Annotated in this window: 25 protein-coding genes; 15 read left to right on the top strand and 10 right to left on the bottom strand. The window is 72.0% G+C overall.

All coding sequences use genetic code 11. From position 1 onward, the window contains the following. Positions 1 to 40 precede the first annotated feature (40 nt). On the top strand, positions 41 to 685 hold the full coding sequence (locus AB0946_RS00605; protein WP_366758458.1) for a PhzF family phenazine biosynthesis protein: 645 nt from the start codon (positions 41 to 43) through the stop codon (positions 683 to 685). A gap of 126 nt (positions 686 to 811) precedes the next feature. Then, the gene (locus AB0946_RS00600; protein ID WP_366758457.1) at positions 812 to 1,009 is read left to right on the top strand and encodes a hypothetical protein; all 198 of its coding nucleotides are present in this window, start codon (positions 812 to 814) and stop codon (positions 1,007 to 1,009) included. Positions 1,010 to 1,061: 52 nt separating this feature from the next. Here AB0946_RS00600 and map read toward each other — a convergent pair whose 3' ends face one another. Further along, positions 1,062 to 1,919 carry a type I methionyl aminopeptidase gene (map, locus tag AB0946_RS00595; protein WP_366758456.1) on the bottom strand — a complete coding sequence of 286 codons (858 nt, stop codon included), beginning with the start codon at positions 1,917 to 1,919 and terminating at the stop codon, positions 1,062 to 1,064. A 58-nt stretch (positions 1,920 to 1,977) separates the two neighbouring features. On the opposite strand from map, the gene AB0946_RS00590 reads away from it, so the two are divergent. Then, entirely contained in the window at positions 1,978 to 2,211 is a 234-nt protein-coding gene (locus AB0946_RS00590; protein WP_366758455.1) for a hypothetical protein, read from the top strand. On the opposite strand, the gene AB0946_RS00585 is transcribed toward AB0946_RS00590, so the two are convergent. Together AB0946_RS00585 and AB0946_RS00580 are read right to left on the bottom strand one after the other, a co-directional pair. Further along, complete coding sequence (locus tag AB0946_RS00585; protein ID WP_366758454.1) at positions 2,212 to 3,480, bottom strand: MFS transporter; 1,269 nt, start codon at positions 3,478 to 3,480, stop codon at positions 2,212 to 2,214. It lies immediately after the preceding gene. A 133-nt stretch (positions 3,481 to 3,613) separates the two neighbouring features. Next, positions 3,614 to 4,210: a hypothetical protein gene (locus tag AB0946_RS00580; protein ID WP_366758453.1), complete on the bottom strand. Its 597-nt coding sequence runs from the start codon at positions 4,208 to 4,210 to the stop codon at positions 3,614 to 3,616. Between the two features lie 113 nt (positions 4,211 to 4,323). On the opposite strand from AB0946_RS00580, the gene AB0946_RS00575 reads away from it, so the two are divergent. From AB0946_RS00575 to AB0946_RS00565, 3 genes are all read left to right on the top strand, one after another. Then, complete coding sequence (locus AB0946_RS00575) at positions 4,324 to 5,397, top strand: sialidase family protein (protein WP_366758451.1); 1,074 nt, start codon at positions 4,324 to 4,326, stop codon at positions 5,395 to 5,397. 37 nt (positions 5,398 to 5,434) lie between these two features. Continuing rightward, complete coding sequence (npdG, locus tag AB0946_RS00570) at positions 5,435 to 6,148, top strand: NADPH-dependent F420 reductase (protein ID WP_366758450.1); 714 nt, start codon at positions 5,435 to 5,437, stop codon at positions 6,146 to 6,148. A 67-nt stretch (positions 6,149 to 6,215) separates the two neighbouring features. Next, complete coding sequence (locus AB0946_RS00565) at positions 6,216 to 6,404, top strand: hypothetical protein (protein WP_171156869.1); 189 nt, start codon at positions 6,216 to 6,218, stop codon at positions 6,402 to 6,404. On the opposite strand, the gene AB0946_RS00560 is transcribed toward AB0946_RS00565, so the two are convergent. Then, complete coding sequence (locus tag AB0946_RS00560; protein ID WP_366758448.1) at positions 6,394 to 7,194, bottom strand: site-2 protease family protein; 801 nt, start codon at positions 7,192 to 7,194, stop codon at positions 6,394 to 6,396. The two genes, AB0946_RS00565 and AB0946_RS00560, sit on opposite strands and share 11 nt — an antisense overlap. 133 nt (positions 7,195 to 7,327) lie before the next feature. Here AB0946_RS00560 and AB0946_RS00555 point away from each other — a divergent pair, with 133 nt between their 5' ends. Beyond that, positions 7,328 to 7,873, top strand: coding sequence for a Uma2 family endonuclease (locus AB0946_RS00555; protein ID WP_366758447.1), 546 nt, complete (start codon positions 7,328 to 7,330; stop codon positions 7,871 to 7,873). 35 nt (positions 7,874 to 7,908) lie between these two features. After that, positions 7,909 to 11,166 (top strand): BTAD domain-containing putative transcriptional regulator, encoded by a 3,258-nt coding sequence (locus AB0946_RS00550; RefSeq protein ID WP_366758446.1) that lies wholly within the window; start codon positions 7,909 to 7,911, stop codon positions 11,164 to 11,166. Positions 11,167 to 11,179: 13 nt separating this feature from the next. On the opposite strand, the gene AB0946_RS00545 is transcribed toward AB0946_RS00550, so the two are convergent. The 3 genes from AB0946_RS00545 to panB all read right to left on the bottom strand — a co-directional run bounded on the left by AB0946_RS00545 (position 11,180) and on the right by panB (position 14,051). After that, positions 11,180 to 12,001 carry an ABC transporter permease gene (locus AB0946_RS00545; protein WP_366758445.1) on the bottom strand — a complete coding sequence of 274 codons (822 nt, stop codon included), beginning with the start codon at positions 11,999 to 12,001 and terminating at the stop codon, positions 11,180 to 11,182. Next, positions 11,998 to 13,023 carry an ATP-binding cassette domain-containing protein gene (locus AB0946_RS00540; RefSeq protein ID WP_366758444.1) on the bottom strand — a complete coding sequence of 342 codons (1,026 nt, stop codon included), beginning with the start codon at positions 13,021 to 13,023 and terminating at the stop codon, positions 11,998 to 12,000. Before AB0946_RS00540 ends, AB0946_RS00545 begins: the two co-directional genes overlap by 4 nt. A 161-nt stretch (positions 13,024 to 13,184) precedes the next feature. Continuing rightward, positions 13,185 to 14,051 (bottom strand): 3-methyl-2-oxobutanoate hydroxymethyltransferase, encoded by an 867-nt coding sequence (gene panB, locus AB0946_RS00535; RefSeq protein WP_366758443.1) that lies wholly within the window; start codon positions 14,049 to 14,051, stop codon positions 13,185 to 13,187. A 180-nt stretch (positions 14,052 to 14,231) separates the two neighbouring features. On the opposite strand from panB, the gene AB0946_RS00530 reads away from it, so the two are divergent. The 5 genes from AB0946_RS00530 to AB0946_RS00510 all read left to right on the top strand — a co-directional run bounded on the left by AB0946_RS00530 (position 14,232) and on the right by AB0946_RS00510 (position 19,706). Continuing rightward, entirely contained in the window at positions 14,232 to 15,818 is a 1,587-nt protein-coding gene (locus tag AB0946_RS00530) for an MFS transporter (RefSeq protein WP_366758442.1), read from the top strand. Positions 15,819 to 15,894: 76 nt separating this feature from the next. Continuing rightward, positions 15,895 to 16,524, top strand: coding sequence for a TetR/AcrR family transcriptional regulator (locus AB0946_RS00525; protein WP_366758441.1), 630 nt, complete (start codon positions 15,895 to 15,897; stop codon positions 16,522 to 16,524). 187 nt (positions 16,525 to 16,711) lie between these two features. Then, complete coding sequence (locus tag AB0946_RS00520; protein WP_366758440.1) at positions 16,712 to 17,761, top strand: endonuclease/exonuclease/phosphatase family protein; 1,050 nt, start codon at positions 16,712 to 16,714, stop codon at positions 17,759 to 17,761. 96 nt (positions 17,762 to 17,857) lie between these two features. Then, entirely contained in the window at positions 17,858 to 19,078 is a 1,221-nt protein-coding gene (locus tag AB0946_RS00515; protein ID WP_366758439.1) for an MFS transporter, read from the top strand. A gap of 100 nt (positions 19,079 to 19,178) precedes the next feature. Continuing rightward, on the top strand, positions 19,179 to 19,706 hold the full coding sequence (locus AB0946_RS00510; RefSeq protein WP_366758438.1) for an STM3941 family protein: 528 nt from the start codon (positions 19,179 to 19,181) through the stop codon (positions 19,704 to 19,706). Positions 19,707 to 19,740: 34 nt separating this feature from the next. Here the strand turns inward: AB0946_RS00510 and AB0946_RS00505 are convergent, their stop codons facing one another. Together AB0946_RS00505 and AB0946_RS00500 are read right to left on the bottom strand one after the other, a co-directional pair. Continuing rightward, positions 19,741 to 20,097, bottom strand: coding sequence for an ATP-binding protein (locus tag AB0946_RS00505; RefSeq protein WP_366758437.1), 357 nt, complete (start codon positions 20,095 to 20,097; stop codon positions 19,741 to 19,743). Beyond that, a complete protein-coding gene (locus AB0946_RS00500) occupies positions 20,094 to 20,315 on the bottom strand; it encodes a hypothetical protein (RefSeq protein WP_366758436.1) in 222 nt (73 codons plus the stop codon). The genes AB0946_RS00505 and AB0946_RS00500 overlap by 4 nt, the downstream gene beginning before the upstream one ends. Before the next feature lie 114 nt (positions 20,316 to 20,429). Between AB0946_RS00500 and AB0946_RS00495 the strand changes: the two genes are divergently transcribed. Both AB0946_RS00495 and AB0946_RS00490 read left to right on the top strand, forming a co-directional pair. Continuing rightward, positions 20,430 to 21,293, top strand: a complete 864-nt coding sequence (locus AB0946_RS00495; protein WP_366758435.1) for a helix-turn-helix transcriptional regulator — start codon at positions 20,430 to 20,432, stop codon at positions 21,291 to 21,293. Beyond that, positions 21,265 to 21,546: a DUF397 domain-containing protein gene (locus AB0946_RS00490; protein ID WP_366758433.1), complete on the top strand. Its 282-nt coding sequence runs from the start codon at positions 21,265 to 21,267 to the stop codon at positions 21,544 to 21,546. Before AB0946_RS00495 ends, AB0946_RS00490 begins: the two co-directional genes overlap by 29 nt. A 61-nt stretch (positions 21,547 to 21,607) precedes the next feature. Here AB0946_RS00490 and AB0946_RS00485 read toward each other — a convergent pair whose 3' ends face one another. Continuing rightward, entirely contained in the window at positions 21,608 to 23,548 is a 1,941-nt protein-coding gene (locus tag AB0946_RS00485; protein ID WP_366758432.1) for a S53 family peptidase, read from the bottom strand. Positions 23,549 to 23,642 lie beyond the last annotated feature (94 nt).

The raw sequence follows: 23,642 nt of genomic DNA, 5'->3' as shown, positions 1-23,642 counted from the left end.
CGGGAGGCGGTCGCCGCCGCCGCGGTGTTTCAATGCCCCGGTGACTGACTACGACGTACTCCGCGTCTTCTGCGGGCCGAACGGCGGCTACGGCAACGAACTGGGCGTCGTCCGCGACGGCTCGGTGCTGCCCGAGCGGAGCGACCGGCAGGCGCTGGCGGCCAAACTCGGCTTCAGCGAGACCGTGTTCGTGGACGACCCCGAGCGCGGAGTGATCGACATCTACACGCCCACCCTGCGCCTGCCCTTCGCCGGCCACCCCTGCGTGGGTACGGCCTGGCTGCTCGACGTACCCGAACTCGTCACCCCCGCCGGGGTCGTCGGGACCCGCCTGGACGGCGAGTTCACCTGGATCGAGGCCCGCGCGGAGTGGGTGCCCCCGCGCACCCTGCGCCAGTACGCGAGCGCCGCCGAGGTGGACGCCCTCGACGTGCCGCCGCCGGGGGAGTGGATCTACGCCTGGGCGTGGGAGGACGAGGCGGCCGGGCGGGTCCGGGCCCGCGCCTTCCCCGGGCGCGACGACGGCATCGAGGAGGACGAGGCGACCGGCGCGGCGGCGCTGCTCCTCACCGACCGGCTGGGCCGGGCGCTGAACATCACCCAGGGCAGGGGCTCCCAGCTGCTGACCGCCCCTCAGCCGCACGGGTGGACCGAGGTCGGAGGACGGGTCCACCTGGAGCGCTGACGTGTACGCGCGTCCGGGGGATCGTCCGGGATCCCGTTCGGGTGGATCCACGGGTGCGCGCGAAGGCCGACCGGGGCGAACGGGGACCTCTGGGCGTGACCACTCCGCCTCCCTGAGAGGAGCACCATGCGCATCAGATCAGTCCTGGCCGCGACCGCCCTCGCCGCCGCCCTCGCCGCGTCCGGCGCCACGACGGCCAGTGCCGCCCACCACGACGAGAAGACCGACCAGGAGGCCGTCTGCAGCCCGTACGCCGGCACCCTCACCTCGCTGGAGAACCACCTGACGTGGTCGGGCGCCCACTGCGGCCACTCCCTGCGCTGATCCTGCCCGGGTCCCCTCCCGCGCGCGGCGGGGGGACCCGGTCGTACCGCGCTCAGGGAAGGGTCAGGACGTCCGCGCCGGTCTCCGTCACCACCAGCGTGTGCTCGAACTGCGCGGTCCGCCTGCGGTCCTTCGTCACGACCGTCCAGCCGTCGTCCCACATGTCGTACTCGTGGGTGCCCAGCGTCAGCATCGGCTCGATCGTGAACGTCATCCCCGGCTGCATCACGGTCGTCGCGTGCGGGCTGTCGTAGTGCGGGACGATCAGCCCGGAGTGGAACGCCGTGCTGATGCCGTGCCCGGTGAAGTCCCGCACCACGCCGTAGCCGAACCGCTTGGCGTACGACTCGATGACCCGGCCGATGACGTTGATCTGCCGGCCGGGCTTCACGGCCTTGATCGCCCGGTTCAGCGCCTCGCGGGTGCGCTCCACCAGCAGCCGCGACTCCTCGTCCACGTCACCGACCAGGTAGGTGGCGTTGTTGTCGCCGTGCACCCCGCCGATGTACGCCGTCACGTCCAGGTTGACGATGTCGCCGTCCCTGAGGACCGTCGAGTCCGGGATGCCGTGGCAGATGACCTCGTTGACCGAGGTGCACAGCGACTTGGGGAAACCCCGGTAACCGAGCGTGGACGGGTAGGCACCGTGGTCGCACATGTACTCGTGGGCGACCTTGTCGAGCTGGTCCGTGGTGACCCCGGGCGCGATCAGCTTCGCGGCCTCCGCCATCGCCCGCGCGGCGATGCGGCCGGCGGTCCGCATCGCCTCGATGGTCTCGGGGGTCTGCACCTCCGGCCCGGTGTACGGCGCCGGCGCGGGCTTGCCGACGTACTCGGGGCGGCGGATGTTTCCGGGAACCGGACGGGTGGGGGACAGCTCCCCTGGTACGAGCAGCGACTGGCCAGACATGCAAGCGAGTCTAACCAGCGGACATGGGGGAACATGTCGGTGGCGAGAGGAGCTGTCCATGGCCTTGTTCAAGAAGCGCACCGCCGGCAAGCCGGGCGAGTGGTACTACTGCCTGGAACACAAGAAGGTCGAGGAGGGCCCGGACTGTCCGGGCAAGGACCGCTTCGGGCCGTACACCTCCCCCGAGGAGGCCCGGCACGCGATGGAGACCGCCGCCGAGCGCAACCTCCAGTGGGAGAACGACCCGCGCTGGCACGACGCGCCCGCCGGGGGCGGCACCGACGAGGACTGATCACGCCGACACGGCCGCGCGCCGCTCGCGCATCCGTACCGCGTGCTCGTTCGTCCGGGCGTCGTACGTCATCAGCCCCGGCAGGCACAGCGCCAGCAGCCCCACCGCGCCCGCGCACGCCAGGCCACCGGACCAGACCGAGGCCCGGACGCCCGCCCACGCGGCCGTGCCGCCCGCCCGGACCTGGCCGAGCTGCGGGCCGACCGAGTACGACAGCAGTTCGATCCCGGCGAGCCTGCCGCGCAGCTCGTCCGGGATCGTCTGGTTCCACATGGCCGCCCGGAAGATCCCGCTGACCATGTCGAAGCCGCCGCCGACGGCGAGGAACAGCAGCACCAGCCAGACGTTCCCGCAGACCCCGGCCGCCGCCACCGCCAGGCCCCACCCGGCGGCCGACAGCACCACCAGCACCCCGTGCCGGTGCACCCGCGAGGTCCAGCCGCTGGTCAGGCTCACCAGCAGCGCGCCCGCCGGGATCGTCGCGTACATCAGCCCGAGCGCCCACCGCGCGTGCAGGTCGTCCGCGAGGAACGGCAGCACGGCCAGCGGCATGGCCAGGAACATCGCCGCGAGGTCGACGGCGTAGGTGCCGAGGAGCTCCTTGCGGCTCCACGCGTACCGGGCGCCCTCCGCGATCGCCTTCAGGTCGGGCTTCGCGGCCTCCTCGGCGGCGGGGGAGGGGGCGATCCGCGCGATGTACGCCAGCGAGACGGCGAAGGTCAGCAGGTCGGCCGCGTAGGCCCAGCCGAGGCCCGCGTAGGCGACGACCACGCCCGCGACCGCCGGGCCCGCCACTCCGCCGACGGTCCAGCGCAGCGAGTTCAGCGAGGCCGCCGCCGGCATGTCGTCGTGGGCGACGATCCGGGGCCACAGCGAGTCCAGGGCCGGGCGCTGCACGGAGACCAGCGCGGAGGAGAGGGCGGCGACGACGTACAGCGGCCAGACCGCGGGGCGGGGGAGCAGGGCGTTCAGCAGCAGGGCGGCGCTGAGCAGGCCCTGGCCGGCCTCCGTCCACACGATGAGCTTCCGCTTGTCCAGGGCGTCGGCGAGGGCGCCGCCGTACAGGCCGCACACGATGAGCGGCAGCAGCTCGACGGCGCCGATCGCGCCGACCGCCGCGGCGGACTCCGTCAGGTCCTTGAGCTGGACCGGCAGCGCGACGAACGTCAGGAAGCTGCCGAAGTTGCTGATCAGACCGGACTTCCACAGGCGCCGGAAATCGGCGGAGGCTTTCCAGGGGGCGAGGTCGGGGAGAAGGGCTCGGCTCACCGGGGAATGCTCGACGGCCCGGCACGGCCGGGCAACTGTTTTTCGGCTCCTTGCCCACCCACCCGCTCCGCCGTGCGACGCACGGCACCAGACCCCGCTCCCTGATCCGAACGAAAGACCCGAGCGGGGCGGGTCACCACGGGGCGGGCGGCGGAGCCGTCAACGCCTCCGTCAGCCGTGAGAGGCGGTCCCGGAACCCCCGGCGCGCCCTCGGAGAGCCCCCGTTCTCGCCCGCCGCCGCACTGACCAGGTGCTGCACGCTGTCCAGGTCCAGCTCCGCCCCCTCGGGCACGGCCAGCGTGTCATGCGCCATGGCGGCCAGCTCGCCCCCGCCCGCCCCGAGCGCCAGCACCGTCACCCCGGCCCGCCGGGCGTCGTGCACCCGCTCCAGCAGCGACGCCGGCTCCTCGGGGGCCACCACCAGCAGCGTCTCCCCGCGCCGCGCCGCCGCGATCCGCCCCGGCCCCACCGCCAGATGCGCCGGATCGGAGGGGCGCGCGTGATGCCGTACCAGCGTGGGCGCCAGCTCGGGCGTGCCCGACCACGCGGCCTCGTCCACCAGGTGCGCGGCCAGGTGCCACGGCTCGTACTCCGGCGTCCCCACCAGCAGCAGCCCGCCGCCGTGCGCCACCACCGACCCGCGCAGCACCCCCGCGAACCTCCGGGTGGCCCCCAGCCACTCGGTCCCGGCCAGCACTTCCCGCAGCAACGCGACCCGTACGGCGTCCATGCGACCGCATCCTGCCGCAACACGGCACTCGTCACGCCCAGTTCACCGCGAATTCGCCCGACCTGGGGATGGTGACGGCCGTCCCGCCCGCCCACAGGCCGAGGAGCCGCCCGATGACCGACGTGTCCGTCCCCTTCCGCGCGGGCCACGAGGGCTACGCGAGCTTCCGCATACCGGCCGTCGTCGCCACCGGCTCCGGCACCCTGCTCGCCTTCTGCGAGGGCCGCGTCGACTCCGCCGCCGACCACGGGCACATCGACATCGTGCTCAAGCGCTCCACGGACGGCGGCCGTACCTGGGGCCCGCTCCAGGTCGCCGCGGACAACGGCGCGGACCTCGCGGGCAACCCCGCGCCCGTCGTCCTGGACACCGGCCGCGTCCTGCTCGTGCACATGCGCGCCGCCGCCTCCGCCACCGAGGCCGCCATCCTGCGCGGCCAGGTCGGGGACGCCGACGGGCGGCGCGTGTGGGTGCAGCACAGCGACGACGACGGGGCGACCTGGTCCCAGCCCCGGGAGATCACCCGGCAGGTGAAGAAGCCCGGCTGGCGCTGGTACGCCACCACCCCCGGCCACGCCCTCCAGCTGACCTCCGGCCGCGTCCTCGTCCCGGCCAACCACACCCTGCCGCCCACCGGCACCGACACCGGTGCCGAGGCCAGGTACAACAGCGGGCACTGCCTGCTCAGCGACGACCGCGGCGAGACCTGGTACCTGGGGTACCTGGACGAGAACACCGACGGCTACGTCAACGTCAACGAGACCACCGCCGCCGAACTCCCCGACGGCCGCGTCTACCTCAACACCCGCAACGACTCCCCGTCACCCGGCAACCGCGCCGACGCCCACTCCAAGGACGGCGGGAAGAGCCTCGTCAAGCCCTTCCGGCCGCAGGCCGGGCTGACCGCGCCGGTCTGCGAGGCCTCCGTGCTCCAGCTCCGCGACCCCGACCTTCTCCTCTTCTCCGCCCCGGCCGACCCCGCCGCCCGCGCCCTGATGACGATCCGCGCCTCCGACGACGGCGGCGTCACCTGGCGCCCGGCGTTCACCGTCGACGGACTGCCCGCCGCCTACTCCGACCTGGTCCGCGTCGACCCGCACACCGTCGGGCTCCTGTACGAGACGGGCGACTTCGACGCCTACGCGACGATCACCTTCCGGCGGGTGCCCGTACACCGGCTGACCTGAGCCGGTACGGACCCGGAGGCGGACGTAGAGTCGGCCCATGACCTCTACCGACAGCGCACAGACCCCTGCCAAGGCCCCCGCCAAGGACCCCTGGGACCTGCCCGACGTCTCCGGGTACGTCGTCGGCGTGCTCGGCGGCACCGGACCGCAGGGCAAGGGCCTCGCCTACCGGCTCGCCCGGGCCGGCCAGAAGGTGATCATCGGCTCCCGCGCCGCCGAGCGGGCCCGGGCCGCCGCCGGGGAACTCGGGCACGGCGTCGAGGGCGCCGACAACGCCGAGACCGCGCGCCGCAGCGACATCGTGATCGTCGCCGTGCCGTGGGAGGGCCACGGCGACACCCTGAAGTCGCTGCGCGAGGAGCTGGCCGGAAAGCTCGTCGTGGACTGCGTCAACCCGCTCGGCTTCGACAAGAAGGGCGCCTACGCGCTCAAGCCGGAGGAGGGCAGCGCCGCCGAGCAGGCCGCCGCCCTGCTGCCGGACTCCCGGGTCGCCGCCGCCTTCCACCACCTGTCGGCCGTCCTGCTCCAGGACCCGCGGATCGAGCAGATCGACACCGATGTGATGGTGCTCGGCGAGGAGCGCGCCGACGTGGAGATCGTGCAGGCGCTGGCCGGACGCATCCCCGGCATGCGCGGCGTCTTCGCGGGCCGGCTGCGCAACGCCCACCAGGTCGAGTCGCTGGTCGCGAACCTGATCTCCGTCAACCGCCGGTACAAGGCACACGCCGGGCTCCGCGTCACCGACGTGTGAGCCGCGTCCGGCCATGGGGGACACTGGTGACCAGCAGTGTCCCCCGACAGGATCCGGAGCCGGCCCCATGCCCCGCATCGCCCTCTACACCTTGATCGTCTGCCTCCTCGCCGTGGCCGCCGCGGTCGTCTCCTTCGTCCAGGGCAGCTGGCTGGGGATCGTGTGGGTGCTGCTGGCGGGCCTGTCCTCCAACATGACCTGGTACTACGTCAAGCGCGGCCGGGCCGCCGGGCAGGGCCGCTCCGTCACGAACTGAGCGAGCAGATCTCCGGGGTGTCCTGCCAGAAGCGGTAGTCCGCCTCGCCGCAGTAGCGGGAGAAGTCGTCGACGTTCAGCGCCCGCATGATCGAGTCGATCACGTCGAAGAACGCGCTGTTGACCGACGGCAGCCACAGCAGCGCGAACACGAACAGCAGCCCGAACGGGGCGAACGGCTCCACCTGCCGCTTCACGCCGTACGACAGCCACGGCTCGATCACCCCGTAGCCGTCCAGGCCCGGCACCGGCAGGAAGTTCAGCAGTGCCGCCGTCACCTGGAGCAGCGCCAGGAAGGCCAGCGCGAACCGGAAGTCGGCGGGCACGCCGTCCAGCGCGTGCAGCCAGAACGGGGCCGTGCACACCGCCGCGAACAGCACGTTCGTCAGCGGGCCCGCCGCCGAGATCAGGCTGTGCCGCCAGCGGCCCCGGATGCGGCCCCGCTCGATGAACACCGCGCCGCCGGGCAGACCGATCCCGCCCATGATCACGAACAGCACCGGGAGCACGATGCTCAGCAGCGCGTGCGTGTACTTCAGCGGGTTCAGCGTGAGGTAGCCCTTCGCGCCGACCGTGATGTCCCCGCTGTGCAGGGCGGTGCGGGCGTGCGCGTACTCGTGCAGGCACAGGGAGACGATCCAGGCCGCCGTCACGAACAGGAACACCGCGACGCCCGGCTGCGCGGCGAACCCGCTCCAGGTGGCCCAGCCGGTCACCGCCGTCACGGCCAGGATGCCGACGAACACCGGGCTGATCTGCCGATCGCCGTGGCGGGTGGTGGCGGTGGTCATGGGAAAGAGCTCCTCGGGTCGCGTCGGGCGGGCCGGGGTCGACCGTACCGGTGATCGCGGGGAAACGTCCTGCGAGCGGCCGGAGGTTCCTGCTAGTCGTTACGCTGTCATCGAGTCGACTGAGGAGGTGGCCATGACGATCGCCGAGGGCTGGGTCGAGCTTGTCCAGGACGCCATTCATGTGCCGAAGAGCGCGCGCCTCCGCCTGACGAGGAATGGGCTCACTGTGGTACCGGTCACCTACGCGCACAGGGCGACTCAGCGGCGCATCGAGAACCAGATCGAAGAACGGCTGCCGGGCTGGGTGGCGACGAGCGAGTTCTCGGTCGTCCCTCCCCGGGAGGGCTACAAGCCCGAACCCGATGCCACGGCGATTCCGCGCGAGCTGGTCGAGACGGACAAGAGCGACATCAGCGAAGAGCTGCTGCCCTTCGTGGTCGAGGTCGTCTCACCGGAGAGCAAGAACCGCGACTACAACACCAAGCCGAGCCACTACGCTCTGCGCCGCATCCCCGCCTACCTCATCGTCGACGTGCTCGCCGGCCGTTGGACCCTGCTGACACGCCCGGAGGACGGCGAGTACCAGCACCAGGAGTCCGGCGTCTTCGGGGATCAGATCAAGATCCCCGTCGCCGACCAGACCCTCGTCCTCGACTCCTCCCAGTTCATCCGCATCTGAGACCCGCGAGCGGCGCCCGGTGGTCCCCAGGGACAATGGACCCCGTGCGCTATCGGCTGCTCGGCACCACTCAGGCGATCCGTCCCGACGGTACGGCCGTTCCGGTCGGCGGGGCGCGGTTGCGCGCCCTGCTGAGCGTGCTCGCGCTCAGGGCCGGGCGGACCGTGCCCGCCGGGGTGCTGGTGGACGAGGTGTGGGGCGCCGACCCGCCCGCCGACGCCACCGGCGCCCTCCAGGCGCTCGTCGGCCGGCTCCGCCGGACCCTCGGCGCCGCCGCCGTCGTCTCCGCCGACGGCGGCTACCGGCTCACCGCCGCACCCGACGACGTCGACCTCGCCCGCTTCGACCGGCTGACCGGCGACGGCCTCGCCGCCCTCACCGACGGCGACCCGGCCAAGGCCGCCGCCGTCCTCGACGACGCCCTCGCCCTGTGGCGCGGCCCCGCCCTCGCCGACCTGCCCGACCGCACCGCCGAGGCGGCCCGCTGGGAGACCCGCAGGCTCGACGCCCTGCGCGCCCGGCACACCGCCGCCCTCGCCCTCGGCGAGGCCGAGCGGGCGCTGCCCGAGCTGACCGCCCTGTGCGACAGCCACCCGCTGGACGAACCCCTCCAGGCGCTGCGGCTGCGCGCCCTGCGCGACACCGGCCGCCCCGCCCAGGCACTCGCCGCCTACGAGGACGTACGACGCCTCCTCGCGGACCGGCTCGGCTCCGACCCCGGCCCCGAACTGCGCGCCCTGCACGCCGAACTGCTGCGGGAGGAACCGGCCGAGCTGCCTCCGGCGGCCCGCCCGGGCAACCTGCCCGCCCGGCTCACCTCCTTCGTCGGCCGGGAAGCCGACCTCCGGACCATCGGCGCCGACCTGGCGACGGCCCGCCTGGTCACCCTGCTGGGGCCCGGCGGCGCCGGCAAGACCCGGCTCTCGCAGGAGGCCGCCGAGGCGGTACGGCACACCGCCCCGGACGGGGTGTGGCTCGCCGAGCTGGCCCCCGTGGACGCCCCGGACGCCGTACCGCAGGCCGTGCTCACCGCGATCGGCGCCCGCGAGACCGTGCTGCACGGCGCCGGCGTGGACGGCATGCGGGCGGTCTCCGACCGGCACGGCGACCCCGTCGAACGGCTCGTGGAACACTGCGCCCGGCGCCGCATGCTGATCATCCTGGACAACTGCGAGCACGTCGTGGACGCCGCCGCCCGGCTCGCCGAGCACCTGCTGGCCCGCTGCCCGGAGCTGACCGTCCTCGCCACCAGCCGGGAACCCCTCGGCGTGCCGGGGGAGCTGGTCCGGCCCGTGGAGCCGCTGCCCGAGCCGGTCGCGCTGCGGCTGCTCGCCGACCGGGGCGCGGCGGCCCGCCCCGGCTTCCGGGTCGAGGACGACCCGGAGGCGTGCGCCGAGATCTGCCGCCGCCTGGACGGACTGCCCCTCGCGATCGAGCTGGCGGCGGCCCGGCTGCGCATGCTGACCCCCTGCCAGATAGCGGACCGGCTGGACGACCGCTTCCGGCTGCTCACCTCCGGCAGCCGCACCGTGCTGCCCCGCCAGCAGACCCTCAGAGCCGTCGTCGACTGGTCCTGGGACCTGCTGGACGCCGGCGAACGAGACGTCCTCGCCCGGCTGTCGGTGTTCGCCGGCGGCTGCGACCTCGCCGCCGCGGAGGCGGTGTGCGGGCCGGCCGCCCTGGACGCGGTCGGCTCCCTGGTCGACAAGTCCCTCGTGGTGGCCGCCCCGGCGGCCGGTGGCGGCATGCGCTACCGGCTGCTGGAGACCGTCGCCGAGTACGCCGCCGAACGCCTCGCCGAGACCGGCCACCGCGCGCGGGCCCAGCGCGCCCACCTGACCTACTACCGGGAACTCGCCCGCACCACCGACCCGTTGCTGCGCGGCTCCGGACAGCGCGCCGCCATCGACCGGTTCCAGCTGGAGTACGAGAACCTGCGCACCGCGTTCCGGTACGCCGTCGCCCAGCGCGACGAACAGGAGGGCCTGTGCCTGGTCCTGTCCCTGTTCTGGTTCTGGCAGATGCGCGACCAGCGCATCGAGATCCGCACCTGGTGCCGGGAGGTCATGACGCTCGGCCCCGACCCGTTCACCGAACCGGTCCGCCGCGCCGAACCGGTGTGGCAACGCTGCACCGACACCCCGCCCCCGTACACCGGCGAACTCCTCGCCGAGGCCCGGCGCGGGGTCCATCTCGCCCATCTGGCCTGTATGGACACCGAGATCGACCTCTGGCAGACCCCGGAGGCGAAGGCGAAGCTCCGCGTCGTCGCCCAGGTCTACGAGCCCGGCCTGCCGCAGACCTGCCGGCCCCCGGGCATGCTGTGGTTCTTCGCCGGTCTGCTGACCGGCGGCGCCGAACAGGTGCGCACCATCGTGGACGCCAACGTGCGGACCTGCCGGGAGACCCCGGGCTACGAGTGGGAGCTGGCCGGCGCCCTGCAACTGCGCGCCAACCTCCTGGCCAACCGGGGCTCGTGGGCCGGCGACGCCACCCGCGACGCCGACGAGTCCCTGGAGATCTACCACCGGCTCGGCGACGCCTGGGGCACCACCGAGGCCCTGTCCGCGCGCGGTGAGGCCAACGAGCGCAAGGGCGCCCACCGCGAGGCCGCCGCCGACTACCAGGCCGCCATCGAACACGCCGAACGCCTCGGTGCCCGCGCCCAGGTGGCCGTGCTCCGCGCCCGGCTCGGCAGCGTGCTCGTGCAGGCCGGCGAGAACGAACGCGGCGAGCGGATGCTCCGCGACGTCACCATGAGCCAGGGGGGCATCCACAACGAGGCCGTGCCCTTCGCGCGGCTCTTCCTCGCCGGCTGGCTCAGTCTGACCGGCCGCACCGCGGAGGCCCGCGAACAGCTCCGGCTGACGCGCGAGGAGGTCACCATCGCGCGCTTCGTCGTGTTCGACGCGCTGATCACCTCCCAGGAGGCCTGGGTGGACGCCGTGGACGAGCGCACGGAGGAAGCCCTCGCCCGGGTCCGCAGGGCCGTCCGGCTCGCCGCCGATCCGCTGTCCGAGGCCCTCAACCCGCATCTGAACTCCATCTGCCTGACCACCGCGGCGATGGCCCTCGCCCGGGCCGACGGCGGCAGCCGCGCCGCCGACGCCGCCCGCTGCCTGGGCGCCGCCGACGCGCTGCTGCCGGCCGGCCACATCCCCTCCGACGTGGAGCGGCGGTGCCACGCCATGACCGAGGCGCGGATCCGGGAGACGCTGGATCCGCTCTCGTACGAGGCCGCGTACGCCGAGGGCGGTGGCCTCTCCCTCGTGGAGGCCACCGCCCTGATCTGAGCGCCGGGAGGCGTCAGCTCTTCGTGCGGAACTTGTGGATGGCGACCGGGGCCATGACCGCGGTCAGGCCGACCGACCAGATCAGCGTCACCCACAGGTCGTGCGCGACCGGGCCGCCCTCCATCAGGCCGCGCGCGGTGTCGGCCAGCGACGACAGCGGGTTGTAGTCGGTGAACGCCTGGAGCCAGCCCGGCATCGAGGAGGTCGGCGCGAAGATCGACGAGCCGAACTGCAGCGGCATCAGCACCAGGAAGCCCATCGCCTGCACCGACTGCGCGTTCTTCATCACCACGCCGAGGGTCAGGAACACCCACATCAGCGCCGAGCCGAACACCGCCGACAGCCCCACGGAGGCCAGCAGACCGCTCCAGCTGTTGATGTCGTAGCCCACGAGGAGGGCCACCACCAGCAGCACCAGGGTCGCGAACAGCATCCGCATCAGCTCCACCGCGATCTTCGCGAAGAGCACGGAGCCGCGTCCGATCGGCAGGGACCGGAAGCGGTCCATGACGCCGGAGTTGAAGTCCTGGTTGAAACCGGTGCCCACACCCTGGGCCATGTTCATGCCCATCATGGCCATGAGGCCGGGGACGACGTACTGGACGTACTGGTCCTGCCCGCCGCCCAGGGACTTGCCGATGGAGCCGCCGAAGACGTACACGAACAGCAGGGTGAAGACGACCGGGAACAGGATCGCGTCGAACATCGACTCCGGGTCCTGGCGGATCCACAGCAGGTTGCGGCGGACCAGCGCGCCGGTGTGGCGCAGATGGGCGCGCAGCGGGATCGGCGTGTCGGTCTTCGGGGCGGCCGGGGACAGGGTGGCGGTGGTCATACGGCGACCTCCTGACGGTCGTCGGCGGGCATGGCGTCCTGCGGGGCACTGGCGCGGTGGCCGGTGAGCGACAGGAACACCTCGTCGAGGCTGGGCAGTTCGGTGGTGATGGAGGAGACCGTGATGCCGCGCGCGGTGACCGCGCCGACGACGGCCGTCAGCTGCTCGTCGCTGAGGATCGGCACCAGCAGGGTCCCGGTCTCGGTGTCCACGGTGGTCGTGGCGAGCCCGGTGATGCCCAGCTCGTCCAGCATCGTGGCGAGCGGGCGCAGCTCCAGCGGGTCCACCGGCCGCACCCGCAGGGTGCGTCCGCCGACGCGGGCCTTCAGCTCCTCGATCCCGCCGTTGGCGATGACCTTGCCCCGGTCCACCACGGTCAGTTCGGAGGCGAGCTGCTCGGCCTCCTCCATGTACTGGGTGGTGAGCAGCACGGTGACGCCGTCGCCGACCATCGCCTTCACCTCGTCCCACACCTCGTTGCGGGTGCGCGGGTCCAGGCCGGTGGTCGGCTCGTCCAGGTACAGCACGGCGGGCCGGCCGATCATGGACGCGGCCAGGTCCAGCCGCCGCCGCATGCCGCCGGAGTACGTGCCCGCGGGACGCCTGGCCGCCTCCGTCAGCGAGAACCGCTCCAGCAGTTCGTCGGCGCGGGCGCGGGCGTCCTTGCGGGACAGGTCCAGCAGCCGTCCGATCAGGTACAGGTTCTCCCAGCCCGGGAGCTTCTCGTCCACCGAGGCGTACTGGCCGGTGAGGCCGATGACCCGGCGCAGCTGGCGGGGCTGCCGTACGACGTCGTAGCCGGCCACCGTGGCCTGCCCGGCGTCGGGGGTGATGAGGGTGGACAGGATGCGTACGAGGGTGGTCTTGCCGGCGCCGTTCGGCCCGAGCACACCCATCACGGTGCCCTCGCGCACGTCCAGGTCGACACCGTCCAGTGCCTTGGTCTCGCCGTAGTGCTTGACCAGTCCCCGTACGGTCACGGCGGAGCGTCCGCCGACGGGGTTGTCGTCGATGCGTGTCATGCCGATGACAGTGCCAGGCCCCACCGACAAACCACCGACAGCCGGCCGACACCCGCCGACAGCCGACCGACGGACGGCCGACAGACGCCGGTTCAGGCGCAAACGGCAGCAGCCCGCCGACGGGGGACGATCGGCGGGCTGCCCGGTGGTGCCGCAGTGGTCTAGTGGACGGAGTGCTCCTCCAGCGGGAACGTCCCGCCGACGACGTCCTCCGCGAACGCCTTGACCGCGTCGCCCATGACCTCACGCAGGTTCGCGTACTTCTTGACGAACTTCGGGACCCGGCCGGAGGTCAGCCCGAGCATGTCCGTCCAGACCAAGACCTGCGCGTCCGTCTCCGCTCCCGCGCCGATGCCGACCGTCGGGATGTGCAGCACCCGCGTCACCTCGGCCGCCAGCTCCGCCGGGACCAGCTCCAGGACCACCGCGAACGCGCCCGCGTCCTGTACGGCCTTGGCGTCGCGCAGCAGCTGCTGTGCCGCCTCCTCGCCGCGCCCCTGCACGCGGTAGCCCATCGCGTTGACGGACTGCGGGGTCAGCCCGATGTGGGCCATGACCGGGATGCCGGACTCCACCAGCAGCCGGATCTGCTCGTGCGACCGCTCGCCGCCCTCCAGCTTGACCGCGCCGACCCCGGCCTCCTTCACCAGCCGGGTCGCCGAGCGCAGCGCCTGCACCGGGCCCTCCTGGTAGGAGCCGAAGGGCAGGTCGCCGACGATCAGGGAGCGGGTGGTGCCGCGTACGACGGCCGCGGACAGCATGGTCATCTCGTCGAGGGTGACGGGGACGGTGGTGTCGTACCCGAGGTGGCAGTTGCCCGCCGAGTCGCCGACCAGGATGACCGGGATCCCGGCCTCGTCGAAGACGGACGCGGTCATCGCGTCGTAGGCGGTGAGCATGGGCCACTTCTCGCCCCGCTCCTTGGCGAGGGCGATGTCGCGGACGGTGATGCGGCGGGTGCCCTTCCCCCCGTACAGCGCCTTGCTGCCGTCGGAAGGCTTGTTCTGGGCAGCCGAAAGCTGCGTCATGGCAACGGCTCCTTCAGTCATCTCGAGGCGCCCTGACGGCGTCCCCGGATCGACTCCATGGTGGCACCTCGTGCCACTCGGGGCCAGAGGTACCCCCTTGTGAGCCGAGCCGCGTAAGGCCTTGGCAAAGAAATAAGATACGAGACGGTTCCGTATCGAAATGATCGTAGGCTCGGACGCATGACAAGTCCCGTCCCTGCCTCCCGAATACCGGAAGCGGTGCACCGGCGCCGCTGGGCGATCCTCGGCGTGCTCATGCTCAGCCTGCTGATCGTGGTGCTCGACAACTCGATCCTGAACGTCGCCATCAAGACCATCGCCACCCCGGCGCCCACCGGCCTCGGCGCCACGCAGAGCGAGATCGAGTGGGCGATCAACGCCTACACCCTCGTCTTCGCCGGCCTGCTGTTCACCGCCGGACTCGTCGGCGACCGGCTCGGCCGCAAGAAGGTGCTGCTCGGCGGCATCCTCGTGTTCGGCATCGGCTCCGCGCTCGCCGCCGAGTCCGGCTCGCCCGGCCAGCTGATCGCCTACCGCGCGGTGATGGCCCTCGGTGCCGCCTTCGTCATGCCCGCCACCCTCGCCGTGCTCATGAACGTGTTCGAGCGCGAGGAACAGCCCAAGGCCATCGGTATCTGGGCCGGCGGCGTCGGCCTGGCCATCGCCATCGGCCCGATCACCGGCGGTGCCCTCCTCGACCACTTCTGGTGGGGCTCGGTCTTCCTCGTCAACGTGCCCATCGTGATCGTCGCGCTGGTCCTGATGACCTGGCTGGTGCCCGACTCCCGCGACCCGCGGCCCGGCCGCCTCGACCCCATCGGCGTGGTCCTGTCCGTCGTCGGCCTCGTGCTGCTCGTCTACGGCATCATCAAGGGCGGCGAGCTGGCCGACTTCACCGACGCCAAGGCGCTGGGCACCATCGTCGCCGGCCTCGTCGTCCTGGCCGCCTTCGTCGTGTTCGAGAAGCGCAGCGACCACCCGTCGCTGGACGTCACCTACTTCCGCGACAAGGTCTTCTCGGCCGCCATGAGCGCCATCGCGCTGGTCTTCTTCGCGCTGATGGGCGTCACCTTCTTCGGCGTCTTCTACACCCAGAGCGTGCGCGGCTACTCCCCGCTGGAGTCCGGTGTGCTGATGCTGCCCCTCGCCGCCGCCCAGCTGATCTTCGCGCCCCGCGCCCGGCTGCTGGTCGACCGGTTCGGCAACAGGGCCACCACCACCGGCGGTCTGGTGCTGATCGCGGCCACGCTGGCCGCGTTCGCCACGTTCGAGGCCGACACGCCGATCTGGCTGCTGGAGGTCGTGTTCTTCCTCATGGGCACCGGCATGGCGCACATCATGACCCCGACCTCGGTCGTCATCATGCAGGCCCTGCCGCGCGAGAAGGCCGGCTCCGCCTCGGCGCTGAGCAACACCTTCCGCCAGGTCGGCGGCGCCCTCGGCATCGCCGTCCTCGGCTCCGTGCTCGCCACCTCGTACCGCAACGGCATCGAGGACAAGCTCGGCCTGCTGCCGCCCGGCCTGCGCGCGACCGCCGGCGAGTCCATCGAGGCCACCCTCGGCGTGGCCGAGAAGCTCGGCCCGCGGGGCGAGGCCCTGGTCACCCCCGCCCACGACGCGTTCCTGCACGCCATGCACGTCACCGCCCTGTGCGGTACGGGCGTCGCGCTGATCGGCGCCGTGGTGACCTTCCTGTTCCTGCCGGGCAAGCCGCCCGCCGGCCGGCGGCAGGACAGGGAGTCGGAGTTGGTCGCCGCCGGGGAGTGAGCCACACGCGCGGTTCCACGGGGGAAGGAGGCGGCTGCGGGACAATCCCCGCAGCACAGTGAGAGGACGGATCGTCGTGAGCCTTGCCGAGAGCCGACCGCGACCGGACGGACCCGCACGGGGCCGGCCGCGCAGCGAAGCGGTGGAACGCGCCATCCTGGAAGGCGTGATGAAGCTCCTGGAGGAGGGCGTGCCCCTCGCCGAGCTGTCCATCGAGCGGGTCGCCCGCACGGCCGGGGTCGGCAAGGCCACCATCTACCGCCGCTGGAGCGGCAAGGAGGAACTGTTCGTCGACGTCGTACGCGCCGCCGAACCCCCCGACCCCGAACTCCCCGGCACCTGTCTGCGCGACGACCTCGTCGTCCTGCTGGAGTCCCTGCGCCGACGCGGCCTGGTCAGCCGCTCCTCGGCGATCCTGCACAACGTGTACGCGCAGATGAAGAGCAGCCCGCGGATCTGGGCGGCGTACCACGCCAGCGTCATAGCGCCCCGCCGCGACCTCGCCCTGGACCTGCTGCGCCGCGCGCAGGCGAGCGGCGAGATCCGCGCGGACATCGATCTGGACCTGGCCAACGACATGTTCGTCGGCCCCATGCTCGTCCGCTCCGTGATGCGTCCCGACGCCGAACTGCCCGAGGGGCTGGCGGAGCAGATCGTCGACGCGGTGCTGGACGGCCTACGGCCCGTCAGGTCCACGGTGCAGTAGCACTAATGTGCGCGTTTCGTCACAGACCCCGTGCACCCCGGGGGTCACCGGAACTCGCGGCCCCGGCTCGTTCGTCCTCGTCTTCCGTACGGCCGTCATGGGACGGCGGAACGGAGCCGATCATCCCCTAGGGTCGGAAGAGCAAGGGGGGCGAACGGTGTGCACGGCAGGCAGTGAGGCAGACGGTATGGCGCAGCAGGCGTACATGACGGAGACGGTGGGCGACGGTTCGGAGCCCGAGCGACCGGGATCCCGGCTCCGACGCCTGGCGCACCGCCTCCTCACCGGGTGGCGAAACGATCCGGGCGTCTGGCGGCGCGGCGTCGTCCTCGCCGTACTGGCCCTGCTGCTCGCCCTGGTGATGCTGCTGCACGCCCACATGCCGAACGCGGTGGGCAACCTCGGCTCGCTCACCGAGACGTTCCTGCCCTGGCTGGGCCTGGCCGTCCCGGTGCTGCTGGTCCTCGCCCTGATCCGCCGGTCGCTGACCGCGCTGATCGTGATCCTGCTCCCGGCGATCGTGTGGCTGAACCTCTTCGGCGGGCTGCTGACCGACAAGTCCGGCGCCGGCGGCGACCTGACGGTGGCCACCCACAACGTCAACGCCGGCAACCCCGACCCGGCCGCGACCGCCACCGGCGTGGCCGCGTCCGGCGCGGACGTCCTGGCCCTGGAGGAACTGCCCGCCTCCGCCGTACCCGTCTACGAGAAGGCGCTGGCGTCGACGTACAAGTACCACGCGGTCGTCGGCACGGTCGGGCTGTGGAGCAGGTACCCGATGACCGGCGTCCACGCCGTCGACATCAAGCTCGGCTGGAAGCGGGCCATGCGCGCCACCGTGACGACGCCCAAGGGGCCGGTCGCGGTCTACGTCGCCCACCTGCCCTCGGTGCGGGTGAAGATAGAGGCCGGGTTCACCGCCCGGCAGCGGGACAAGAGCGCCGACGCGCTCGGCGAGGCCATCTCCGACGAGCCCCTGAAGCAGGTCGTGCTGCTCGGCGACCTGAACGGCACCATGAACGACCGCGCGCTCAACGGCGTCACCTCCCAGATGCGCTCCACGCAGGGCGCGGCGGGCAGCGGCTTCGGCTTCAGCTGGCCGGCGTCGTTCCCGATGGCCCGGATCGACCAGATCATGGTGAAGGGCGTGGAGCCGGAGAAGAGCTGGACGCTGCCGCGCACGAACAGCGATCACCTGCCCGTAGCGGCCCGTGTGAAGCTCGACACAGGGGCTTAACCTGCCGGAATACTGGACCTGAGAGAGTTTGTTCCGTCCAGGAACATACTGCGAGACTCGAACACGTACAGCACTCCGCTCTCTGAAAGGTCCCTCATGCCCCTGGCCCTGCTCGCCCTCGCCGTGGGCGCCTTCGGCATCGGTACGACCGAGTTCGTGATGATGGGACTCCTGCCCGACGTCGCGGACGACCTGCACATCTCGATCCCCGCCGCCGGCCACCTGGTCTCGGCGTACGCGCTGGGCGTCGTCATCGGCGCCCCGCTGCTGGCCGCGCTGACCGCGCGGATGTCCCGCCGCACGGTCCTGATCTCCCTCATGGCCCTGTTCGTGGCCGGCAACGCCCTGTCGGCGTTCGCCCCCGGCAACGGCTCCCTGCTGGCCGCCCGCTTCCTCAGCGGCCTGCCGCACGGCGCCTTCTTCGGCGTCGGCGCGGTCGTCGCCACGTCGATGGTCCCGCCGGAGCGCAAGGCCCGCTCGGTGTCCCTGATGTTCCTCGGCCTGACCGTCGCCAACATCGCGGGCGTCCCCGTCGCCACCCTGATGGGCCAGCACCTGGGCTGGCGGGCGACGTTCCTCGGAGTGAGCGTGATCGGCATCGCCGCGATCGCCTCCCTGGCCCTGCTGATCCCGCACGACCGGAACCACGCGGCCTCGTCGACGGGCCTGCGCGGCGAACTCGCGGCCCTGAAGTCGGTGCCGGTCTGGCTGGCCCTCGGTACGACGGTGGCGGGCTTCGGCGCGCTCTTCGCGGCCTACAGCTACGTCACCCCGATGCTCACGGACGCGGCGGGCTACGCCGACACCAGCGTGACCCTGCTCCTCGCCCTCTTCGGCGTCGGCGCCACGGCGGGCAACCTGCTGGGCGGCCGGCTCGCCGACCACTCCCTGCGCGCCACCCTCTTCGGCGGCCTGGTCTCGCTGGGCGTGGTCCTGGTGCTCTTCCCCCTGCTGATGCGGGCGCAGTGGAGCGCGGCCCTGGCGGTGGCCCTGCTGGGCATGGCGGCCTTCGTCACCGGCTCCCCGCTCCAGCTGATGGTGATGGAGAAGGCGTCGGCGGCCCCCTCCCTCGCCTCCTCGGCCAACCAGGCGGCGTTCAACCTGGCCAACGCGGGCGGAGCCTGGATCGGCGGCCTCGCCCTGGCGGCCGGCCTGGGCACGACGTCCCCGGCGCTCGCGGGAGCGGCCCTGGCCGTCCTGGGCCTGGGCGTGGCGAGCGTGGCGTACGCGGTGGACCGCCGCCGGGAGACTGTGTCGGTGGGGCGGGTGGTGGCGTCCCGGGTTCCGGAGCCCCACCTGACCGAGCTGCCGAGGTGACGGGAAGGGGCGAGCGAGCGGCGCCGAACAGCGCCGGCCCCAGCGGCGACGGACCCCGGAGGGTTCCGCCGGCCGGGGCTCCGGCCTATCGTCTGGGCCTGTGATCGAAAAAGCGGCTCCGCTGCCCCCGACGGTCTTCCCGCTCGCCAAGAGACGTGTGTGGGCCATGCTGGCCGGCTCGCTGGTCTTCGTCGCCCTGGGCATCGCCTTCCTGATCGCCCACAGCACCGTGAAGATGACCGTGGCCGGGGCGCTGGCCGTCCTCTTCTTCGGGTTCTGCTCGGTGAGCTTCATCCGGCTCCTGCTCCGTGGCCGACCGGAGCTGGTGCTGGACGACGCGGGCGTGGACCACGTGAGGCTGGGCCGGCTCGGCTGGGACGAGATAGCCGCCGCGCGGATGCGGGAGCAGCGGGTACGCAACACCTCGCAGCGGTTCATCGAGCTGGTGCTGCACGATCCGGACGCCTACCTGGCGCGGGCGCCCGAGCTCGTCCGCAGGACCGCGTCCGCGAACGCACGGCTCGGCCTCGGTCCGGCCACCGTGGCCACGAACACCTTGCCGGTGCCGCCGGAAGCGGTGCTGGAAGCGATGCGGCTCCACTGCCCCGGACTACCGGTCCAGCACTGAGCCCCGCTCCCCGCGGGCCCCCGCGGGACCCGCCTCAGTTCCTCAGTTCACACCACACCGTCTTCCGGTCCGGTCCCTGGTCCACGCCCCACCGCTCGGCCAGCGCGTCCACGAGGGCCAGCCCCCGCCCCGACTCCGCCGTCTCCCCGGCCGGCAGCAGGACGGGCAACGCCCGCGGGTCGGGATCGGTCACCTCGATCCGCGTACGCCCCACCGCCGTACCCCCGACCCGGACCGTCACCGGTGTCCCCTCGCCGAGGTGGTCGATGACGTTGGTCAACAGCTCCGTCGCACACAGGCGGACGTCGAAGCCGTACCCACGGAGGTGGTGGCGCAGTTCCGGCGCCGCCTTCGCCGTGGCCGGCAGGTGCAGTTCCAGCGACGTCGTCACTGCGCCGCCGCCTTCCTCAGCGCGGCGGCCAGCGCCCGCGCCGTGGCCGTGTTGCAGTTCCCGAGCGTGACGAGTCCGGCGGGCGGCGCGTACGTACCCGCGAAGCTCGGCAGGTCGGCCCGGAGCGAGGGCAGCGTGATGCCGTGCAGGGCGAGCGCGGCGCGGAGTTCCTCGACGCAGAGGGTGACGTCGTAGGCGGTGGGGGAGCGGTCGGACATGAGAGGCGGCACCTTCTGTGCAGTGTGTGACGAACACCTCACAGAGTGTCGCCGCGCTCGCTACCGTGGAAGAGGTTTCGCGTTCGCGACCAGGGCAGCGGAGGAGAGTGAGCGGTGGCCCGGGGCAAGGACATTGACGGCTCGATGAGCGTCCCGACCTTCTACGGCAAGGAGTTGCGGTGGAAGCGGGAGGCGGCCGGCCTGTCGTTGGAGGCGTTCCTCGAGGGCAGCTTCTACGGCAAGACGTACCTCAGCGACATCGAGCACGGGGAGCGGAGGATGCCCATCGATCTGGCTCGGCATGCGGATCGAGTCCTCGACACCGACGGCTTCTTCGAGCGCCGTTGCGAGGATGTGCGCAGGGCGAGGAGGGGGCCGCATGCCGCCTACTTCGAGAAGGTTCTGGAGGCGGAGAAGTACGCCGAGTCCATTGAGGAATGGTGCCCCATCACCTTTCCTGGGCTGCTCCAGACCGCTTCGTACGCGCGGGCACTGGTCCGGTCGGCTCACCCGGCAGCCCCCGACGACTGGGTCGAGGAGAAGGTTGAGGCCCGGCTCTCCCGTGCCCGTCTCTTCGAGACGGATCACTCCGTCCCGGAGTACTGGGCGATCCTGCACGAGTCACTGATCGCGGAGCCGATCCTGTCTCCGCTGGAAATGGCCGAACAGCTCGACCGCATCGTGGCCTTGGCCGAACGGCGCCGGATCACTCCGCAAATCGTTCCGCGTACATGCGGGGCGCATCCCCTGATGGCCGCCTCCATCATGATCATGACGTTCCCGGAAGCCCCGCCGCTGATCTACACCGAGGCTTCCTACAGCGGGGACACCATCGATGATCCGGCCCTCGTGAAGCAGTACCGCAAGGCATACGATCGGCTCAGGGCCGTCGCGCTGTCACCAGACACGTCCCTGGCCATGATCGAGGCAGCGGCAGAGGATTTCCGAAATGGCGACCGACCGGATCGACTTGAGTGACGCGCTCTGGTTCAAGAGCAGCTACAGCAACGGTGATGGCGGGGAATGCGTCGAAGTCGCCGGCGACTTCCCCGGCGCCGCCCTCTGGCGAAAGTCGAGCTACAGCAACGGCGACGGCGGCAACTGCGTCGAGGTAGCCGACAACATCCCCGGAGTCGTCCCCGTACGTGACTCAAAGGTCCCCGGCGGCCCCGTCCTCCTTCTCCCTCCCACCGCCTGGACCCCCTTCATCACCGCGCTCAAGGCACCCTGAAGCCGAAGGGGCGTGAGGTGCACGCACCCCACGCCCCTTCAACTGAGCGAATCCCGGCGACTTACCGCCGGAACGACTCCACGTACCCGTTGGCCGGCGAGCCGACCCCCGTCACGTCGTCGTAGCCCTTCACCGCGGACAGCGAGCTGTCCTTGCCCAGGCTGCGCACCGACGTGAGAAGACCGTCAGCGGCGTCGACGCCGTTGGCGTAGTCGACGCGGGCGACCGCCAGCCCCGACCCCGTCGGGTTGTCCGTGACGTCGTGGAAGACGCCCTTCTTGCCGTACTTGGCGTAGATCACCGGGTTGGCGAAGCCGAGGGGCTCGCCGCCGCGGGCCTCCTGGGCCAGGGCCTGGACCGCCGCGATGACCGGCGCGGCCAGCGAGGTGCCGCCGATGCGGTACTCGCTGTACTGCTCGGTGCCGTCGGGGAAGGTCTGGGTCTGGCCGACCAGGAAGCCGGTGTTCGGGTCGGCGATGGCCGCGATGTCCGGGACGACGCGGTTGCCGGCGGCGTTGTTGGCCGTGGCCAGCGCGTTCGGGACGACGCCCTTCTGGTAGTACGGCTGCGGCACCGTCTTGCTGGTGCCGCCGCCCGCGCCCGAGGTGAACGCGCCGGGGAAGCCGACCCAGCTCTTGCCGTCGGGGGCCAGCGACGCCTTCTCGGTGCCCCAGCCGGTCTCCCACTGGTACTTGTCGCCCTTGCCGACGGCCAGCGAGGTGCCGCCGACCGCGGTGACCCAGGCGGAGTTGGCCGGGGTGTCGACCTGCTTCACACCGGTGTTGGCGACCTCGTCGCCGTTGTCACCGGACGAGAAGTAGAAGCCGATGCCCTGGACCGCGCCCAGCTGGAAGACCTGGTCGTACGCGGCGGCGAGGTCCGGAGTCTGGTTGGCCTCGATGTCGCCCCAGGAGTTGGAGACGATGTCGGCCAGGTGGCTGTCGACGATCTTGCTGAGGGAGTCCAGCAGGTCGTCGTCGTAGCAGGAGGCCGCACCCACGTAGGTGACGTCGGCGTTCGGCGCGACCGCGTGGACCGCCTCGACGTCCAGGGTCTCCTCGCCGTACCAGCCGGCGGCCCCGCACTCGTCGGTCTTGGTGTAGTTCTTCGGCAGCACCTGGTGCAGCTGGCCGGTCTTCCAGGCCGCGTCACCGTTCTTCACGGCGTACTTGCCGGCGTCGTAGGCGATCGTCGGGGAGGCGTACGCGTCGGTGATCGCGATGCGGACGTTCTTGCCGGTGTACGTGCCGGCGCCGTACGCCGCGCGCAGCTGCTTGCCGGTGTAGCCCTTGATCGCGTACGGGATCTTCTGGCCGTAGGCGTCCGGGAGCGTCGTCGCGACGTTCGAGCCGTAGTACGACGAGAAGGGGCCCGCGTTCTTGAAGACCGCGTCCGGGGGCGGCAGCTGGTCGTCGTGGTTCGCCTTGTGCGGGGCGTTGTCCAGGCCGGTGACGGTGAGGACCGCGCCCTTGAGGGCGGCCGGGGCGGAGGCCGTGCGCGCCGGGGCGCGGTAGGTCTTGGAGCCCTTGGCGTAGTTGTGCAGCTGGGTGCCGAACGCCTTCTCGGCGGCGGCCACGTCACCGGAGACGGCGACGTAGTGCGGGGTGACCGCGGTGACCGTCAGGCCGGCCGACTTCAGCCAGGACGTGACGGCGGCCACCTGGGCCTTGGTGGCCCCGAAGCGGGCCTGCGCCTTCTTGGCGCTGAGGTACTTGCCGTACAGGGGCGAGCCGGGGTCGGACACCGCCTTGGCGTAGGCGGCGAGTCCGGCCGCGTCCCGGCCGGCCAGGTAGACACGGGCCTTGACCTGGGCCTTGTCCGAGGTCGCGCCCTTGTCCGCCTTGGCCGTGGCCCAGAGCGGCTTGGTGCCCTTCAGTACGTCACGAGCGGGGCTGTCCGCGGCGTGCGCCGCGGGTATGCCCAGCGCCAGCGCACCGGCGATCATGGGCAGTGTCGCTGCCATGCTCACACCGGCGCGCACGGTGGCGCGGTTGGATCTCATAGAACCCCCTGCGATGCGGTTCGCATGCATGTAGTGGTTGGCACGTCGTGGAGGCGCGCGCCGGCCCGCGGCGGTGTCGGCCGGCGAGTGGATC

The sequence above is a fragment of the Streptomyces sp. NPDC046870 genome (assembly GCF_040704595.1).
Lineage (GTDB): Bacteria > Actinomycetota > Actinomycetes > Streptomycetales > Streptomycetaceae > Streptomyces > Streptomyces argyrophylli.
The sequence above is the reverse complement of the archived record's forward strand: the minus strand, read 5'-3'. Positions and strand labels throughout refer to the sequence as shown.

Excerpts from the sequence above, each read along its gene's own strand:
- AB0946_RS00600 (WP_366758457.1), top strand. The coding sequence starts at position 812 with ATGCGCATCAGATCAGTCCTGGCCGCGACCGCCCTCGCCGCCGCCCTC.
- map (WP_366758456.1), bottom strand. The coding sequence starts at position 1,919 with ATGTCTGGCCAGTCGCTGCTCGTACCAGGGGAGCTGTCCCCCACCCGT.
- AB0946_RS00590 (WP_366758455.1), top strand. The coding sequence starts at position 1,978 with ATGGCCTTGTTCAAGAAGCGCACCGCCGGCAAGCCGGGCGAGTGGTAC.
- AB0946_RS00580 (WP_366758453.1), bottom strand. The coding sequence starts at position 4,210 with ATGGACGCCGTACGGGTCGCGTTGCTGCGGGAAGTGCTGGCCGGGACC.
- AB0946_RS00575 (WP_366758451.1), top strand. The coding sequence starts at position 4,324 with ATGACCGACGTGTCCGTCCCCTTCCGCGCGGGCCACGAGGGCTACGCG.
- npdG (WP_366758450.1), top strand. The coding sequence starts at position 5,435 with ATGACCTCTACCGACAGCGCACAGACCCCTGCCAAGGCCCCCGCCAAG.
- AB0946_RS00565 (WP_171156869.1), top strand. The coding sequence starts at position 6,216 with ATGCCCCGCATCGCCCTCTACACCTTGATCGTCTGCCTCCTCGCCGTG.
- AB0946_RS00560 (WP_366758448.1), bottom strand. The coding sequence starts at position 7,194 with ATGACCACCGCCACCACCCGCCACGGCGATCGGCAGATCAGCCCGGTG.
- AB0946_RS00555 (WP_366758447.1), top strand. The coding sequence starts at position 7,328 with ATGACGATCGCCGAGGGCTGGGTCGAGCTTGTCCAGGACGCCATTCAT.
- AB0946_RS00550 (WP_366758446.1), top strand. The coding sequence starts at position 7,909 with ATGGACCCCGTGCGCTATCGGCTGCTCGGCACCACTCAGGCGATCCGT.
- AB0946_RS00545 (WP_366758445.1), bottom strand. The coding sequence starts at position 12,001 with ATGACCACCGCCACCCTGTCCCCGGCCGCCCCGAAGACCGACACGCCG.
- AB0946_RS00540 (WP_366758444.1), bottom strand. The coding sequence starts at position 13,023 with ATGACACGCATCGACGACAACCCCGTCGGCGGACGCTCCGCCGTGACC.
- panB (WP_366758443.1), bottom strand. The coding sequence starts at position 14,051 with ATGACGCAGCTTTCGGCTGCCCAGAACAAGCCTTCCGACGGCAGCAAG.
- AB0946_RS00530 (WP_366758442.1), top strand. The coding sequence starts at position 14,232 with ATGACAAGTCCCGTCCCTGCCTCCCGAATACCGGAAGCGGTGCACCGG.
- AB0946_RS00520 (WP_366758440.1), top strand. The coding sequence starts at position 16,712 with ATGGCGCAGCAGGCGTACATGACGGAGACGGTGGGCGACGGTTCGGAG.
- AB0946_RS00515 (WP_366758439.1), top strand. The coding sequence starts at position 17,858 with ATGCCCCTGGCCCTGCTCGCCCTCGCCGTGGGCGCCTTCGGCATCGGT.
- AB0946_RS00500 (WP_366758436.1), bottom strand. The coding sequence starts at position 20,315 with ATGTCCGACCGCTCCCCCACCGCCTACGACGTCACCCTCTGCGTCGAG.
- AB0946_RS00490 (WP_366758433.1), top strand. The coding sequence starts at position 21,265 with ATGGCGACCGACCGGATCGACTTGAGTGACGCGCTCTGGTTCAAGAGC.
- AB0946_RS00485 (WP_366758432.1), bottom strand. The coding sequence starts at position 23,548 with ATGAGATCCAACCGCGCCACCGTGCGCGCCGGTGTGAGCATGGCAGCG.